A 17026-nucleotide genomic window follows, 5' to 3' on the forward strand; every position below is an offset into this window, starting at 1 on the left:
TACAAGGCAAGGGCCATGAGGGTTTCATCATTTTCAGAAGGCAATCGTATGGTTATTTTTCGTCGGAAGAAGATCTGGTGGTCTGGATAATGGACTTGAAACGAATAGGCGAATGCGGGGCAGGTCTATGGATTCTGGTCTTCAATGGGTTGTCTGTTTCCATATCCGCTGTCGATGTCGTGCCACCAGCGAACCTGTTCTTCTCCGGATTTCCAACATAAAAATACCAGGCGGTCATTAAGGAGAAACGGGAAATCACATAATCCAATTTCGACGTCTTTGATCACTACCCCGAGTTCTTGAATGGCATGCAGGCTGCCATTGATGTCTTGTAACCCTTTGATATATTGGACACCCACGACGGTTCCTCCGCCCAATGACGCTTTTGCGCTTGCTTTTTTGACTTCTTCCCTCGTGTCCACAAGTATTTGTCGCCCCGCTTTAATGTTGCCCCAAAATTGTTCCAGCTCGGGGATCAATCCATTGGCTTCAGAGAGGGTGAAAATCCGTTCACTGGAAAAGGGAAAACCTGAATCAGACATGGGAGAGGACCCTTCCTTGTTGACTTTCAATTACCATCATGATGGTTTACCATAATAAGAAGAAGGGTGCCAACCATGAGAGAAGATGGTGAATTTTCCATAAGTGGTCCGGGTAAAAATTTGAGTTTCTTGTCGTAACTTCCGAAAGGAACCTATTGACAAGACATTCAAGAGTGAGATAAATAATTACTTAAGACCTGCCCAATTGATAGCAACATCCATTTCCGCCAATTAACTTCTCGGACTTCACGTAATATTTCAAATCGTAGATAGGACAACACGGGTGGTTTTGACAAGTGTGGTTCTTCAGTTTCTCTAAACATTCTTCCTAAACACACAACAGCGGTCTAAATCTTTTATTTTAATTAAGTCAGGAGTGGTTCCCTTTTCGGGGATCGCCAAAATTTGCAGCGCACAACCATTATGAGAATGTTCGTATTCTTTCCACCCCTCGTAACAGGCTAAGCCCACGAGAAAACCCTTCCGGCCAATGAATGGAGTAACCTAATGTATCTTGCCGAATTGAAGCAAAAGTCCATTGGAGAATTAAATGAAATCGCGCGCGACTTAAAAATAGATGGTGCGCCAAATTTGCGTAAGCAAGAGCTGATTTTCTCTATTCTTCAGGGGCAAAGCGACAAGAACGGAGTCATATTCGGGGAGGGAGTCCTAGAGACTCTATCCGATGGATTTGGATTTCTCAGAGCACCGGATTCCAACTACCTGCCAGGACCCGATGATATTTATATTTCCCCTTCTCAAATTCGACGATTTAATTTGCGAACGGGTGATATTGTCTCAGGCCAGATTCGTCCGCCGAAGGACGGAGAACGGTATTTTGCGCTCTTGAAAGTCGAAAAAATTAATTATGACGAGCCTGAGGTGCAGCGGGATAAAATTTTGTTTGATAATCTCACGCCGCTCTATCCTGAAGAACGGATTAACCTGGAATTTGATCCTGAAGAATATTGCACCAGAGTGATGGAGCTCACGACGCCAATTGGCAAAGGACAACGAGGATTAATCGTGGCGGCTCCTCGGACGGGAAAGACCATGCTCTTACAGGCTGTGGCGCGTTCCATTATTGCGAATCATCCGGAAATTGTTTTAATTGTTCTCCTGATCGATGAACGACCTGAAGAAGTCACTGACTGGCAGCGCCAGGTCAAGGCCGCCGAAGTGATTAGCTCCACGTTTGATGAGCCGCCCCAGCGCCATGCCCAAGTGGCAGAAATTGTCATGGAAAAAGCCAAGAGGTTGGTTGAACATAAACGGGATGTGGTCATTCTATTAGATAGTGTGACTCGATTGGCACGTGCTTACAATACGATTTCTCCTCCCAGTGGAAAGGTGTTATCAGGTGGTTTGGATTCCAATGCCCTTCAACGGCCTAAACGGTTTTTTGGTGCCGCCAGAAATATCGAATTTGGTGGAAGTTTGACGATTCTGGCCACAGCATTGGTTGATACCGGAAGTCGAATGGACGATGTCATTTTTGAAGAGTTTAAGGGCACGGGCAATATGGAAGTGCATTTGGATCGTCGTTTGGCGGATAAACGGCTCTTCCCTGCCATCGATATCAGTCAATCCGGCACGAGGAAAGAAGAGTTACTGGTTGATCGCGACCGCCTGAACAAAATGTGGATTCTTAGAAAGGTATTAAGTCCTCTCGGGACCATGGAGGCGATGGAGTTTCTCATGGACAAAATCGGGGGAACCAAGAGCAATAATGAGTTCTTGCAATCTATGAATCGATAATTCACAATAGGGGCCTCGTGTTGAGGCTTTTGAAGATTGAGATTTTGAATCGAGGGATGGCGTTGAAGGAGGTAGTATGAAAAAGGGCATTCATCCGGCTTATGAATTTGCAAATGTGAGTTGTGCATGTGGTATGACCTATCAAACTCGGACGACCGTGGGAGACTTGAAGGTCGATATCTGTTCCAGTTGTCATCCGTTTTTCACGGGCACCCAAAAAATTGTGGATGCTGAAGGACGGGTAGAACGTTTCAATAAAAAATACGCCAAATTGACGAAGCCCAAAGCCAAAGCATAAAGCCTTTTTCCTCTTCTCCATTGTCCTGCCTTTACAATCCTGGAGGGGATAACGTCCGTGCAGGGTATTGAAGGAGCCCTGTCTGCCCTTATTTCTCCATCTGCGGTCGACAAGACGGGGTTTTTCAGCATGGGTGCACCAAAATGCTGACAAGGGTTCCTCGATATAATCCCACCATTGACAGGAAAATGTTCGCATGAGGATGGCGGTCACGGTTGTTCAGGAAAGAGACCTGTTGGGTAATCTGATTTCCTGTTAAGCTACGTATATGTCAGCAGTTACTAAAGCAGAGCTGAAAGAGGGCGGATTATTTAGCAAATGGGAGGCCATTGCGAATAAGTATGACACCCTCAACGATCAGTTATCGGATCCGGCTATCCTGTCTCAATCGACCCTTCTGGTTGCGCTCAATAAAGAGCGGGCGGAGCTTGAGCCCATTGCGCAGTTATTCGGTGGATACAGACGGGTTGTCGAGGAGATTGCTCAGGCTCGGCTGATGACGGAAGATCTGCAATTGGATCCCGACATGCGTCGCTTGGCGGGCGAAGAATTGCAGAGTCTGGAAAGTCAACGCGAAGCCATGGAGGCTCAGGTCATTGAGTTACTTTGCCCGGCGGATGAAGGGGATAATAAAAATTCGTTCATTGAAATTCGCGCTGGAACTGGGGGGAGTGAGGCGGCACTTTTTGCTGGCGATCTTCTTCGTATGTACACGAAGTTTGCCGAAGCAAAGGGGTTACGAGTTGAATTGATGGAATTTCAGGAAACGGGTCTTGGAGGGGTCAAAGAGGCGGTATTGCTGGTTGAAGGCAAGGGAGCCTTTGGGAATTTCAAGTATGAAAGTGGGGTGCATCGAGTGCAGCGGGTTCCCACGACAGAGGCGAATGGACGAATTCATACGTCCACGGCCACGGTAGCGGTGATGCCAGAGGTTGAAGAAGTGGAAGTGCACATTGATCCGAAGGATTTACGGATTGACACCTACTGTTCATCAGGGGCTGGTGGACAGAGTGTCAATACGACCTATTCCGCGATCCGGATCACTCATATCCCGACGGGGGTCGTGGTAACTTGTCAGGACGAGCGATCACAGCTAAAAAATCGTACAAAGGCCATGAGAACCCTTCGGACGCGAATTGGCGATGCCGAGCGAGAAAAACAAGAAGCCTCCATTGCGGAACAACGCCGTTCCCAAGTCGGGACAGGGGAGCGGAGTGAGAAAATCCGCACGTATAATTTTCCACAAAATCGCGTGACCGACCATCGAATTGGGCTGACGTTGCACAAATTGGATCGGGTAATGGAAGGCGATCTTGATGGGTTAATCGCGGGCCTCAAAGCCCAATGATGCCTTTCGTGTAACCACCCGATCCCTCTCCTTCACCTGTTCAACGCATGTGCGCTTTTTGAGGCTCAGATGCCCACCTTCACTTCCTACTCCCAGTTATATCGTGGTGCGGTTGAGACGCTGACTCAAGCGGGGATTGCCAATGCCCGCCATGAAGCCCTGTGGATTCTTGAGGATGCCCTTGGCATTACGCGACTGCAACTGCATGCGAATCCAGATACTCCCGTAGAGGCGGATGTTTGTCAGCGGGCTGTGGCCTTATTTCAGCGCCGTGCGTTACATGAGCCACTTCAATATGTATTGGGAACCCAAGATTTTTGTGGGTTGGATTTTCTCGTACAACCAGGGGTGCTCATTCCAAGACCGGAGACAGAATTGCTGGTGGAGGAGGCTCTTGGGCTTCTGGGTGGTGACGCGCGGCCGGTGATTCTTGATGTCGGGACGGGTTCCGGATGTTTGGCGATCAGTCTGGCGATCCACCTTCCTGGCGCAATGATTATTGCATCAGACAGGTCAGTCACGGCGCTGCATCTTGCGCAGATAAATGCCGCTCGCCATGGGGTTTCGCAACGAATCCTGTGGGTGGCCGGTGACCTCCTTTCCCACTTGTTATCCAGAAATTTAGCAGGTAAAGTGACCGCCATTATTGCTAACCTGCCGTATATCTCCCATGCGGAATGGGAACACCTTTCTCCGGATGTCAAAGATTTTGAACCACGGCTGGCGTTGGATGGAGGGCCGGATGGGCTCGATGTGTACCGGCGGTTATTGGATGAATCGCCGGGACTTGTCTCCTCAAAGGGGTTTATCCTCATGGAAGTGGGAGTCGGCCAGGCTGACCTTCTGTGCCGGGATCCTTCACTCACGAATGCGTTTAAGACGGTAAAGGTCCGGCCGGATTCCCAAGGCATTCCACGAGTGGTGTGCGTGCAACAGCGTCTTGTGTAGACACGGAATATTGTAAATGGATCAAATTCGAATCACGGGAGGATTGCCATTAAAGGGGGCCGTCGAAATCGGCGGAGCCAAGAATGCCGCCTTGCCCATTTTAGCAGCGACGTTGTTAGGGGGTGGGGAATGCGTGATCGACCATGTTCCACGCGTTCGTGATGTGATGACGATGGGGAAATTACTGGCCTTGTTGGGAGTGAGGGTTCAAGAGGAAGGCGACAGAATCAGACTGGATGCGGCTCAGGTGCAATCGATTGAAGCGCCGTATGATTTGGTCAAAACGATGCGAGCCTCGATTTTAGCCCTAGGCCCTTTACTCGCGCGGCTGGGAGAAGCCAAGGTTTCTCTGCCTGGCGGATGTGCGATCGGCACCAGACCGGTCAATCTTCACCTTAAAGGATTAGAGATGATGGGGGCTGAAATTCAGGTGGAGCATGGATATATCCATGCGAAAGCCTGTCGTCTCAAAGGGGCAAGAATTGACCTGGATTTCCCGACTGTCACGGGAACGGAAAACCTGATCATGGCGGCTTGTCTGGCGGAAGGGACCACGAGTTTGCATAATGTTGCGCGGGAACCGGAAATCACGGATCTCTGCGCATTCCTTACCAAGCGGGGCGCCAAAATTCATGGGATGGGCACGGACACCATTACGATTGAAGGGGTAAAAGAACTTCATGGGGCAGGGCATTGGGTGATCCCCGATCGAGTTGAAGCCGGCACCTATTTGATGGCCGGAGCCATTACCGGAGGTGATGTCATGGTGAAGGGGTGTATGACGGATCACTTAGGCAGCGTCCTGAAAAAAATACAGGAAATGGGTGCTGAATTAACCGAATGCCATGACGGCGTACGAATCTGCCGTTCCGGTCCGCTCAAAGCGGTGGAGATGAAAACTCTCCCCTATCCCGGCTTCCCGACCGATCTCCAGGCCCAAATGATGGCGTTGATGTCGGTGGCAGAGGGAGTGAGCGTGATTTCTGAAACCATTTTTGAAGGGCGATTTCTGCATGTCCCGGAACTTCACCGGATGGGCGCGTCGATTGAGATTGATGGGCCACATGCCGTGGTTAAAGGTGTGCCGTTGCTCACCGGTGCACCCGTCATGGCCTCGGATTTGCGCGCCAGCGCAGGATTGGTATTGGCTGGATTGGCCGCTGATGGCGAAACGACTGTGTCTCGAGTCTATCATTTAGACCGTGGCTATGAGCGGCTGGAAGAAAAATTTCAGGCCCTGGGTGCGAAGATTGAGCGGGTTCGCGAGGTGGCATGAGTGACGTGATTACCATTGCCCTTTCCAAGGGTAAACTTCTTGATCCGACTCTTGAATTGTTCCGGCAGGCAGGCTATACGGGATATCATGTGCGAGCGGATGACCGTCGATTAATTTTGGAATTCTCTGAGCACGGGCACCGGGTCTTAATTGTTCGCCCCAGCGATGTGCCGACTTATGTTGAATATGGCGCCGCCGATTTAGGAGTGGTTGGAAAAGATGTCTTGTTGGAGCAGAGCCCGGATGTCTATGAACCGGTTGACTTGAACTTGGGTGTCTGTCGGCTGGTGGTCGCCAGGCCGAACGGGCCACAGCTTGGACAACGGATGTCTTCCAAGCTTCGGGTAGCCACAAAATATCCCACGATCACCGAACGTTATTTTAACCAACAAGGGTTGCCTGTGGAATTGATTAAGCTCTATGGGTCGATCGAGTTGGCCCCATTGGTCGGGTTGGCTGATCGGATTGTGGACCTTGTGGAGACCGGAAGCACCTTGAAAGCCAATAATCTGGTAGAGGAAGAGGTCATCGCCTGGTCATCCGCCCGATTGATTGTGAACCGGGCGAGCTTGAAAATGAAACATGCCGTGATTACAGAACTGATTGCTCGGGTGAAGAAAATTCTTTCCCGTTCTCGCTCCAAAAAGGTCCACGTATGAAAATTGTTTCCCACAAGGACCAAGGGTTTTCGCAGGCGGTGGATCGCGTATGTCAGCGGGGAGCTCAACAAAATACCAAAGTTGAAAAAGTCGTCAGGACAATTTTGGAGGCTGTTCGGCAAGAGGGCGACCAGGCCCTCCAGCGATTGACCTACAAATTCGATCACGTCCGAATTAGTCCTGACGGTCTTCGTGTGACGCCGAAAGACGTCGAACGTGCGTATGCCGAACTTCCGTCTTCAGATACTAAAGCCTTGAAATATGCTGCGAATCGTATTCGGACCTTTCATCGTCGACAACGAAGGGCATCCTGGGTCTATCGTAAAGAGGGAATTCAACTAGGGCAACGGATCACGTCGTTAGATGCCGTCGGTGTGTATGTTCCAGGCGGAAAAGCACTGTATCCATCATCGGTGCTGATGAATGCCATTCCCGCGAAGGTGGCTGGTGTGAAGCGAGTCGTCATGTGTACGCCGACCCCGACCGGCATTATCCATCCCGCCTTATTGGTGGCGGCGGATGTGGCAGGAGTGGATGAAATCTATCGGGTCGGTGGAGCCCAAGCCATTGGGGCCTTGGCCTTTGGTACCTCGACAATCCGGCCCGTGGATAAAATTGTGGGTCCAGGGAATTTGTATGTGGCCACGGCAAAACGTCTAGTCTATGGCCAAGTCGACATTGATATGATTGCGGGGCCGAGTGAGTTGCTGGTCATTGCCGATTCCGCCAGTAATCCGCTTCATGTTGCGGCCGATCTTCTTTGTGAGGCTGAGCATGATGAGGAAGCCTGTGTCTATCTGGTGACGACTTCTCTGACTCTGGCCAGACGGGTTGTGACGGAAGTGACCAGCCAACTCGCACAGTTGGGACGCCAGGCGATTGCGACCCGATCAATTCAAAACCATGCCCTGGCTTTTGTTGTGCGAACATTTGATGATGCCTTTGAATTAGCTAACCGGATTGCGCCTGAGCATTTATCATTAAATGTGGATCGGGCGGGAGACTATGTGTCCCGTATTCGTCATGCGGGTGCCATTTTTGTTGGGCGCTATACCCCTCCTGCAGTGGCGGATTATGTGGCAGGGCCAAATCATGTCCTTCCAACCGGGGGCAGTGCCAGATTTTTTTCGTGTTTGGGTGTGGATGAGTACATGAAAACCAGTAACGTGGTGACCTATTCGCAAGCCGCGTTGCGCAAAGCCAATGCTTCAGTGATGCGGCTGTCTAAGCTGGAAGGCCTGGATGCACATGGGCGATCAATGGAGAGTCGATGGACATGAACCAACATCTTGTTCCCAGAACGGCTTCTCAGGAACGAAAAACCGCAGAAACGGCTATTCGAGTCCAATGGGGCCTCGACGGGAGTGGCAATAATCAGATTAAGACCTCAATTCCCTTTTTAGATCACATGTTGAATTTATTCGGTAAACATGGATTTTTTGATCTGATGGTGGAAGCGAAAGGGGATATCGAGATTGATGACCATCACACGATTGAAGATGTGGGCATTGTCATGGGGCAAGTCCTCACCAAGGCTCTTGGCACGAAAGAGAGTATTGCAAGGTTCGGGTGGGCAGCGGTGCCGTTGGATGAAACGTTGGCTCAGGTGACGGTCGATCTGAGTGGCCGGCCGTACCTTGTGTACAATGTGGCGCTTCCTGCGAGGTATATTAAGACGTTTGATTTGGGGCTGTTTGAAGATTTTTTTCAGGCTTTTGTGAGTCAGGGAGGGTTAAATCTTCATGTGAATGTCCCTTACGGAAGAAATCCTCATCACATAATGGAGGCAATTTTTAAAGCCTTTGCCAAAGCCTTGGACCAGGCCGTAAAACGAGAAGAAAGGCTCCAGGGAGTCCTCTCCACTAAAGGATCGTTATAAATGGCGACAATGAGTGGATCGGCAGAGAAGGAAGCGACCGAAAGATGATTGCCATTATTGATTATGGGATGGGAAACCTCCGGAGCGTGCAGAAAGGGTTTGAATGTGTGGGGCATGAAGCGGTCGTAACTCGAGACCCTCGCGTAATTGATCAGGCCAGTCATGTGGTGTTACCGGGTGTGGGCGCGTTTGGGGATTGCATGGACAACCTGGTTCGCTTTGAACTGACGGACGTCATTCATCGTTCTATTTCCTCGGGAAAACCATTTCTCGGCATTTGTTTAGGCTATCAATTATTGTTTTCGGAAAGTGAAGAATTTGGGTGTCATAAAGGACTTGGGATCCTTGCAGGAAAGGTGAAAGCGATTCCCCGTCCGTCCGATGGTGAGGAAGTGTCGTTCAAGATTCCTCATATGGGCTGGAATACGGTTCAGGTCAACAGGGCCGCTCCGCCCTTACGTGGCATTCCCTCGGACTCCTATGTGTACTTTGTGCATTCCTACTATGTTGAACCGGCTGATGGTGCCCTCGTCAGTACCGAAACCGAATATGGAATTCCCTTTGCAAGTAGTGTCTGGAAAGACAATATCTTTGCGACCCAATGGCATCCCGAAAAAAGTCAGGCCGTTGGACTGCAGGTTCTGAAGAATTTCGGGGATTGGCAATGAGGGGATTGTGTCTTGCGATCAATGGACGGTCAACACCGTTGCCTGCCAGGTTTCTAGTCATCAGCCTGATCGGGTGGTGGTGTTTCGGTGTGGGCTGTGTTCCCTCAAAAGTTCAGGTTCAGGCTTCTCCTGAATTTGATCCCTCCCGTATAACCAGTCTCGCCATCCTTCCTTTTCAGACGATCAAAACGCCTCAATTGGGGAGTAGCTCGATACGTGGAGGCGTGAGGGATCCGGAAGAAATCCGTACACAATTTCGGTTGCCGGGAACTGATCAAGGGAATGGAGCAGATTCCAGAAAAGTTCGTTTTGTGGTGCCTGCCACGGCTGCACATCGAATTACGACACAGGTAGTTTCTGTGTTGGCCAACCGGCCTTCTTTACGGGTGATTGGCCCAGAGGAGTCCTCCGCCGTGTTAGGCAGGGGAAGCCAGGAAGGTGAGCGGTCATTTTCGGTCATGGCCCAGGAGGTTGGGACGCAATTAAAGGTTGATGGAGTCCTGACGGGGCTCGTTAGCACATACCGGGAACGCGAAGGGAGTAGCCTTGGGGCTAACCCTGCGGCGGTGGGCTTTGAAGTGTATCTCGTGAGGCCTTCGGATGGAACCATCTTGTGGACAGGGGAATATTTTGAAGAACAAAAACCTCTTAACCAGGATGTGGTAGGGTTTTTTGAAAAAGGTGGAGGGTTTGTGACTGCCGAGAAACTTTCCGAATTGGGGGTACAAAAAGTGATGAAGGCCTTTCCGGTCGGTTTGGCCGATCCTGGCCCTGCTCGGTCTTTGAGAGAGGGCTCTGACTAATGCTACTGATTCCTGCAATTGATCTGAAGGACGGGAAATGTGTCCGGTTGCGACAGGGCGAGATGGATCAGGTGACCAGGTATTCCGATGACCCCGTGGCGATGGCGGAACATTGGCAGGGTCTTGGTGCCCGCTACCTTCATGTGGTGGATTTAGACGGGGCGGTGACCGGAACACCTCAGCATCTGTCTCACATCGAAGCCATCACCAAACGGTTGGCGATCCCCCTGCAGGTCGGTGGGGGCATCAGAAACACGTCAACAATTCGTGCCTACTTGTCCTGTGGGGTTGACCGGGTGGTGATTGGAACAGCGGCCTTACAGGATGCTGAGTTCTTGGCGGCAGCCGCGAAAGAGTTTCCTTCTAAAGTGTTGATCGGGATTGACGTCAAGCAGGGTTTAGTTGCGGTGCATGGATGGAAAACCGTGTCCAGTCTGACCCCACAACAGGTCTTTGAGTCGGTAAAGGATTTACCTTTGGGAGGCATGGTCTTTACGGATATTTCTCGGGACGGCATGTTGGCAGGGCCAAATATTTCAGCTCTACGGGATGCAGTGGCTATCTCGCCGTTTCCCGTTATTGCCTCTGGTGGAGTGACGGTACTGAAGGATGTACAGACCATTCAGAACCTTGGAAGCAAGATTTCCGGAATCATTATTGGAAAGGCCTTGTATGAAGGGACCTTGGATTTGAAAGCGGCTCTTGAAATGGTGGCCTCTGCAGAAGCGTCTCGAACATCATGCTGACGAAGAGAATTATTCCCTGCCTGGATGTCAAAGACGGGCGAGTCGTGAAAGGGGTCTCGTTTGTGAATTTGCGTGATGCGGGAGATCCGGTTCACGTGGCGCAGGTGTATGATCGTGAAGGTGCGGACGAGCTGTGTTTTTTGGATATTACCGCTTCACATGAAAAGCGGGATACGATTTTAGATGTGGTGATTCGGACGGCGGAGCAGGTGTTTATGCCTCTCACGGTTGGGGGAGGGATCCGGACAATTGAGGATATTCGCCGATTATTAGAGGCGGGTGCGGACAAAGTCAGCATTAATACGGCTGCTGTGGAGCACCCGGAATTCGTGAAAGCTGCTGCCAATCGTTTTGGATCGCAATGTATCGTCGTGGCGATTGATGCGAAACGGGCGACCACGTGTGAAGGAGGTGAACCCGGTTGGGAAGTCTTTACCCACGGAGGGCGGAACTCGACCGGCCTGGATGTCATTGAGTGGGGGAAGCGGATGAGGGACTATGGAGCCGGGGAAATTCTTCTGACCAGCATGGATCGGGATGGACAACAGGACGGCTATGATTTAGCTTTAACTGAGGCTATTTCCGAGTCCGTCTCCATTCCCGTCATTGCTTCCGGAGGGGCTGGCACCCTTCAGCACCTGTATGAGGCGTTCCATGTGGGGAAGGCCGATGCGGTGCTGGCGGCATCGATTTTTCATTATCAAACGTATTCAATCGGGCAAGCCAAATCCTATTTGGCTCAACAGGGTATCCCTGTTCGCCTGGGAACCGTCCCGGTTTCAATTTCATAACCACCCATGAGCGAAGTCTCTTCGATGAGCCCATTGCAGTTTGATGAACAAGGATTGCTCCCCTGTGTGGTGCAGGACTGGTTGGATGGGACGGTGTTGATGGTGGGGTTTATGAACCAACAAGCATGGGAAGCGACGTGTGAATCCCAACGGGTTCATTTCTGGAGTCGATCCCGAAAACGGTTATGGAAAAAAGGCGAGACGTCCGGCCATGAGTTACTCGTGAAGGAAATGTTTGTGGATTGTGATCGGGATACGATCTTGGTGAAAGCCCAACCCCTTGGACCGACGTGTCATACCGGAAACCGTTCATGTTTTTTTTCTCCCATGCCTTCTTCGACTTCTGAAGAGAAAGCCGCCATCTTGTCCGGTACGGCTTGGGGTGGAATTACTCGACGCCTGTATGAAATGGTCGACGATCGGAAAACCAACCCGAGTCCTGATTCCTATGTGTCGAAATTAATGGGAGGAGGCCTCGATCGTATTTTGAAAAAGGTGGTGGAAGAAGCCGGCGAAGTCCTGCTCGCCGGAAAAAATGGCGATCGGGAAGAAATTATTTATGAAATGGCTGATTTGTGGTTTCATACCCTCATCATGCTCGGGCATTTTTCCATTCCTCCTGAAGAGATTTATCAAGAGCTTGGCAAGCGATTTGGCAAATCAGGAATTCGACAGCCGGAAGGAGACCCTACTCATGGGTGATTGTCTTTTTTGTCAAATCGTGAAGGGGGCCATTCCCGCTGACACGCTGTATGAGGATGAGCACACGTTCGTGTTTAACGATATCAATCCTCAAGCGCAGGTGCATATGTTGGTGATTCCCAAGCGGCATGTGGTGTCTTTGGATGATACGAAAGAGACGGATGCTGCCTTATTGGGCCACTTGATGGTCGTCTGTGCCAAGATGGCCAGACAGCGGGAAATTTCCGGTAGCGGATATCGGGTCGTTGCGAATACCGGACCTGGAGCCGGGCAGAGTGTCTTTCATTTGCACTTTCACGTCATGGGTGGGCGGACATTTTCGTGGCCTCCGGGTTAATGCCGGCTTGCCGGGGAAAAAGCGCTCCGATAATATTTGGTATCCCAAGGGAATGAAATTCGTGATGTGTCCCTAACACAGTTTGTGGTGAGAAGTGAGATGACTGGCGAAAAACGAGGGGTCCCTCCAGAGATTCTTCAGCAAATTCGAGATCGCATTGATATTATTGATCTCATTTCCACCTACGTAAGTCTTTCCAAGGCGGGGCAAAACTTTAAAGGGCTGTGCCCCTTTCATTCAGAAAAAACCCCCTCATTTTCGGTCAACCCCGTTCGACAAATGTTTTATTGTTTTGGCTGCAGTGTCGGAGGAGATGCCTTTACCTTTTTGATGAAACAAGAGGGCATGGATTTCATGGAGGCTCTGCGTGAGTTAAGCCAACGGACAGGAGTGGCTCTGCCTGAGCGTCGGGAATCAGGGGCGAAGCCCTCTTCAGGCTTATCTCGTGAGCGGTATTTTCATGTGTATCAATTGGCAGCATCCTGGTATCACCGCAATCTTCTGGAAACTCCTGAAGGGAAGGTGGCTCGAGATTATTTGGATCGACGGGGGATTGCCAGGGAAACCTGGAGCACATTCCAGTTGGGATTCGTTCCGGAAGGATGGAATGGCCTTTCCAAATGGCTGGAACAGCAATCCGTTAAGCCTGAAGAACTGGTTCAGGCTGGATTGCTGGCGCGGAAAGAGTCTGAGGACGGCACCAGGGTATCCACGTATGATCGATTTCGTGGCCGGGTGATGTTTCCCATTACTGATCCGCGTGGACAAGTATTGGGATTTGGTGGGCGGATCCTGGAAGATGGGGCCTCTCCCAAGTATCTGAATTCACCCGAAACCGACTTGTTCTTTAAGGGGCGATCCCTCTATGGAATGGACAAGGCCAGACAATCAGCCACCGCTTCCGGAAGGTTTTATTTGGTAGAAGGGTATTTTGATGTCATCGTTCTTCACCAAAACGGGATTGAAAATGCCGTGGCACCATTAGGGACGGCGTTAACCGCTGATCATGTCCAGATTTTACGCCGCTTGGCCCCGTCGGTCATGCTTGTTTTTGATGGAGATGCCGCAGGCATCGGCGCGGCGTTACGGACGCTTGATTTGTTCATGAATTCCGGCATTGAAGTCCGGGTGCTGCTGCTTCCGGCTGGCGAAGACCCTGACACATTTATTCGGAAAAACGGGGTGTCGGCGTTTCGTGAGTTGGAGGGGAAGGCCGCAACGTTGTTGGATTTTGCCATCATGTCGGTCTTGAACAAAGCCAAAATGCATTCCATTCAAGATCGAGTCAAGCGGGCGGATGAAATACTTGCGATTCTTCAAAAGACCAAAAATCCCATAGAAAAAGAAGAATATCTGAAAGTGGTCTCGGAACGATTGGGTATTCGACCGGACTTACTCAGTAAACGCCTTCCGACGCTTTCCCGGCCGATGAATGCCGCCCCGTCTGTTAAGCGACAGGAACAAGCTGTCACGAATCTGGCCATTCCTCAAGGCAAGCCGGAGGAACGGGATCTTATTGTGTTATTACTTCAAGGACGACTGGAATCGAATCAGATTCGTCAACTCGATGAGGATGCGTTTACTGTCCCACTGTATCGCCATATTCTTCGCAAGGCTTTTCAGCATACGGATGAAGAAGGGAATGTGAACCTTGATGCCCTGCATGCGGAATTCAGTGGGGATCCGGCTTATGAGCCGGTCATTTCCCGGTTGAGTGTGGCGGAATATTATTGTGAGGAAGTGTTTGTTCATGTCGTCGGATGTCTCCGTGTTTTAAAGGAAAAACAGATCCAACGTCTTATGGATGAGGTGATTAGTCAACTCAAGGTTGCGCAACGGGAAGGACGCCAGGACTTGGTCGATGCTTTGGTCGCGGAGTCCAATGTGCTACGCCAGAAAAAGTCCCTATTAACAGCTTCTCCATGAGTTTGGACCCTCTGATGGAATAAAATTCGTAGGGGTAGTTTTTCCTGAGCACCATTTATGGTAAAAGAGTGTGTGCGGCTTTATGATCTCGGGCCCATAGCTCAGTTGGTTAGAGCGGCTGACTCATAATCAGTTGGTCCCAGGTTCAAGTCCTGGTGGGCCCACCATGAGCGAGGGCCGGACTTGAATGACCGGGTGGGTAAACGTGATTTAGGATATTGAGGACTCTGTGAATTTGCAGTTGCAATACCTGATTAATCTTCAAAAATTTGATCTTCGAATTTTTCAGATTCAAGACCAATTGCGGAAGGCACCAGAGCTTCTCAAGTTCGCTGAATCTCCGCTTCAAGATATTCTCACCCGACTGCAAGTCCTTAAAAATACCGGTGAATCTCTCGTCAAACAACGACGAAGTTCGGAACGGGAACTCGCTACTCAAGAAGAGCAACTTCAGAAAATCAGAAATCGGCTTTCTGAATTAAAAACGAACAAAGAATACCAGGCGCATCTCTTCGAAATAGAGTTAGCTCGAAAGAAAAAAGATTCGATTGAGGAGAATGTGCTGGAAATGATGGAGCGGGTGGAACAGAACGAGCAGGCCATCAAGGAGCTTGAAGAGCAAAGCACCGAAGCCCAGAAAGTTTTTGATACCGAAAAGGCCAGACTGGAAACGCATTTTGCCAATTTGGAGAATGAGTTAACCGATTTAAACCGTCAGCAAACAACACTCTCCGTACTGGTGGACAAGCCACTGCTGGTTCGATACAACCGATTAAAAACATTGAGGAAAGGGTATGCTGTTGCCCAGCTTCGTGAAGGAGCGTGTGGGGGGTGTCAGCTTCAGCTTCCTCCTCAACTGGTCGCGGAGGTGAAGCGTGGTGATGAACTCATGGATTGTTCCTATTGCCACCGCATTCTCTATCTGGCTCGGCATCTTGATGAAGAAACGACTGAATAGCTATTTCTATATGCGCCACGTCTCTTGCTTTCATCCTTTTCTCAACCTACGATAACTAGCTATAGATGGTGCGAGTGGGCCGGGTGGCCGCTCACGGAATTTTCCGTGAGAGGAAAGTCCGGACTCCAAAGGGCAAGGTGCTGGGTAACGCCCAGGCGGAGCGATCCGACACCAGCGCCACAGAAAATATACCGCCAATGGCAAATTCTTCGGTTTTTGCCAGGTAAGGGTGAAATGGTGGGGTAAGAGCCCACCGCGCCTGTGGTGACACAGGTGGCAGGGTAAGCGTCACCTGGAGCAAAACCAAATAGGGGGACGATTCCCGGTTTGCCGAAGGAAGCGATTCCTTCCCGGATCGGGAGAGAGACCGGCCCGGTCGAGGTTCTCGGGTAGGTTGCTTGAAGCCTAGGGTAACCTAGGTTCCAGAGAAATGGTCACCATTGGATGAAACTCGTTTCATCCAGTACAGAATCCGGCTTACAGGCCCACTCCCTCACCATCTTTACGGTTTAAGTGGTTGTCAAATATTGTGGTGGTTTTTTTTACCGATTGATGAGCCATGGTCTGAAAGGTTTCACGAATGCGAGGAGACAATAGTACCGACTAAGCCACGTATTGTTCTGTTAGCTGATGGCATCTAAATGGTTGAGAATAACTTCTTGGTTTGACTCGTGTTTTCCTCATTGATAGAATGTCGGGTCCATCGCTTCAGTATTGTTCATAAAAGGCCAAATACCTATCCTGAAATATTGCGTCCCCATCGTCTAGCCTGGCCTAGGACGCCGGCCTTTCAAGCCGGCAACACGGGTTCGAATCCCGTTGGGGACGCCACTTCCTATTTTTTTCCGTAATTAGTCCCACGAGGATGTTGGCAGGATTCAGAAAATGAATTTTTGCTGAATCGTCTGGTTTCTTTTGTATTTCAAGCATATTAAGCTCATGCTTGCGTTTAAGCCTTCGCCCTTAAGGCTATTAAAGACCCTGAGGACGTGGCACAGTAACGTAGCAAGTCCCCTCATGTAGTTTCCGCTCTTTGCCCTGACCTTTCAGGAACGCGCCACCCGTTTTCAGAAATTAATGTGGTATCTTCCCAATTCGTTCATAGGACGCTTCTCCTATGGATAATCATTTATAGGCTCTTAGGAATCTGAAATTCTAAGTATGGGGTATGTCGTGTGTGCCTGAAGAATGTTGTTCTGAGTCGAATCGTCACAGATATTCTGTTCTACACAATACCTCACCAATATCCGTTTCGCCCTATTCACCTGTAATTTTGAGGAATCCATCAAGAAATGCCAGATCATTCCGGTGCTCACTCCGATTAGGCCGGAGACAATTTCTTCACAGGGTTATTTCAGGTGCTGTCGTTGGGGTTGCGGCGCAAGCT

Annotated in this window: 17 protein-coding genes, 2 tRNA genes and 1 other RNA gene; 19 read left to right on the top strand and 1 reads right to left on the bottom strand. The window is 50.2% G+C overall.

All coding sequences use genetic code 11. The annotated features are described in order from the left end of the window. Positions 1-125: 125 nt before the first annotated feature. Positions 126-542, bottom strand: a complete 417-nt coding sequence (locus PJI16_09095; GenBank protein ID MDT3777711.1) for a DUF2203 domain-containing protein — start codon at positions 540-542, stop codon at positions 126-128. Between the two features lie 507 nt (positions 543-1049). On the opposite strand from PJI16_09095, the gene rho reads away from it, so the two are divergent. The 19 genes from rho to PJI16_09190 all read left to right on the top strand — a co-directional run bounded on the left by rho (position 1050) and on the right by PJI16_09190 (position 16470). Further along, on the top strand, positions 1050-2300 hold the full coding sequence (gene rho, locus PJI16_09100) for a transcription termination factor Rho (protein MDT3777712.1): 1251 nt from the start codon (positions 1050-1052) through the stop codon (positions 2298-2300). A gap of 76 nt (positions 2301-2376) precedes the next feature. Next, positions 2377-2598 carry a 50S ribosomal protein L31 gene (gene rpmE, locus PJI16_09105; protein MDT3777713.1) on the top strand — a complete coding sequence of 74 codons (222 nt, stop codon included), beginning with the start codon at positions 2377-2379 and terminating at the stop codon, positions 2596-2598. A gap of 268 nt (positions 2599-2866) precedes the next feature. Then, a complete protein-coding gene (prfA, locus tag PJI16_09110; GenBank protein MDT3777714.1) occupies positions 2867-3946 on the top strand; it encodes a peptide chain release factor 1 in 1080 nt (359 codons plus the stop codon). Positions 3947-4015: 69 nt separating this feature from the next. Beyond that, positions 4016-4894, top strand: a complete 879-nt coding sequence (prmC, locus tag PJI16_09115) for a peptide chain release factor N(5)-glutamine methyltransferase (protein MDT3777715.1) — start codon at positions 4016-4018, stop codon at positions 4892-4894. Between the two features lie 16 nt (positions 4895-4910). Beyond that, on the top strand, positions 4911-6170 hold the full coding sequence (gene murA / locus PJI16_09120) for a UDP-N-acetylglucosamine 1-carboxyvinyltransferase (GenBank protein MDT3777716.1): 1260 nt from the start codon (positions 4911-4913) through the stop codon (positions 6168-6170). Then, the gene (gene hisG / locus PJI16_09125; GenBank protein ID MDT3777717.1) at positions 6167-6829 is read left to right on the top strand and encodes an ATP phosphoribosyltransferase; all 663 of its coding nucleotides are present in this window, start codon (positions 6167-6169) and stop codon (positions 6827-6829) included. Before murA ends, hisG begins: the two co-directional genes overlap by 4 nt. Then, positions 6826-8109: a histidinol dehydrogenase gene (gene hisD / locus PJI16_09130; protein MDT3777718.1), complete on the top strand. Its 1284-nt coding sequence runs from the start codon at positions 6826-6828 to the stop codon at positions 8107-8109. Before hisG ends, hisD begins: the two co-directional genes overlap by 4 nt. Next, positions 8106-8708, top strand: coding sequence for an imidazoleglycerol-phosphate dehydratase HisB (gene hisB / locus PJI16_09135; protein ID MDT3777719.1), 603 nt, complete (start codon positions 8106-8108; stop codon positions 8706-8708). The genes hisD and hisB overlap by 4 nt, the downstream gene beginning before the upstream one ends. Positions 8709-8752: 44 nt before the next feature. Beyond that, positions 8753-9376, top strand: coding sequence for an imidazole glycerol phosphate synthase subunit HisH (gene hisH / locus PJI16_09140; protein MDT3777720.1), 624 nt, complete (start codon positions 8753-8755; stop codon positions 9374-9376). Beyond that, positions 9373-10179 carry a hypothetical protein gene (locus PJI16_09145; GenBank protein ID MDT3777721.1) on the top strand — a complete coding sequence of 269 codons (807 nt, stop codon included), beginning with the start codon at positions 9373-9375 and terminating at the stop codon, positions 10177-10179. The genes hisH and PJI16_09145 overlap by 4 nt, the downstream gene beginning before the upstream one ends. Continuing rightward, on the top strand, positions 10179-10925 hold the full coding sequence (gene hisA, locus PJI16_09150) for a 1-(5-phosphoribosyl)-5-[(5-phosphoribosylamino)methylideneamino]imidazole-4-carboxamide isomerase (GenBank protein MDT3777722.1): 747 nt from the start codon (positions 10179-10181) through the stop codon (positions 10923-10925). The genes PJI16_09145 and hisA overlap by 1 nt, the downstream gene beginning before the upstream one ends. Continuing rightward, positions 10919-11716, top strand: a complete 798-nt coding sequence (gene hisF / locus PJI16_09155; protein ID MDT3777723.1) for an imidazole glycerol phosphate synthase subunit HisF — start codon at positions 10919-10921, stop codon at positions 11714-11716. The genes hisA and hisF overlap by 7 nt, the downstream gene beginning before the upstream one ends. A gap of 24 nt (positions 11717-11740) precedes the next feature. Then, positions 11741-12418 carry a bifunctional phosphoribosyl-AMP cyclohydrolase/phosphoribosyl-ATP diphosphatase HisIE gene (gene hisIE / locus PJI16_09160; GenBank protein MDT3777724.1) on the top strand — a complete coding sequence of 226 codons (678 nt, stop codon included), beginning with the start codon at positions 11741-11743 and terminating at the stop codon, positions 12416-12418. Then, on the top strand, positions 12411-12755 hold the full coding sequence (locus tag PJI16_09165) for a histidine triad nucleotide-binding protein (GenBank protein ID MDT3777725.1): 345 nt from the start codon (positions 12411-12413) through the stop codon (positions 12753-12755). The genes hisIE and PJI16_09165 overlap by 8 nt, the downstream gene beginning before the upstream one ends. A 99-nt stretch (positions 12756-12854) precedes the next feature. Then, positions 12855-14681, top strand: coding sequence for a DNA primase (gene dnaG, locus PJI16_09170; protein ID MDT3777726.1), 1827 nt, complete (start codon positions 12855-12857; stop codon positions 14679-14681). A 90-nt stretch (positions 14682-14771) separates the two neighbouring features. Further along, positions 14772-14848 (top strand) — tRNA-Ile (locus tag PJI16_09175). 62 nt (positions 14849-14910) lie between these two features. After that, positions 14911-15639 (top strand): C4-type zinc ribbon domain-containing protein, encoded by a 729-nt coding sequence (locus PJI16_09180; protein MDT3777727.1) that lies wholly within the window; start codon positions 14911-14913, stop codon positions 15637-15639. A gap of 71 nt (positions 15640-15710) precedes the next feature. Beyond that, positions 15711-16135: RNase P RNA component class A (gene rnpB / locus PJI16_09185), an RNA gene on the top strand. Positions 16136-16392: 257 nt separating this feature from the next. After that, positions 16393-16470: transfer RNA gene (locus tag PJI16_09190), tRNA-Glu, on the top strand. Positions 16471-17026: the final 556 nt, after the last annotated feature.

It is taken from the genome of Nitrospira sp. MA-1 (genome assembly GCA_032139905.1).
GTDB lineage: Bacteria > Nitrospirota > Nitrospiria > Nitrospirales > UBA8639 > Nitrospira_E.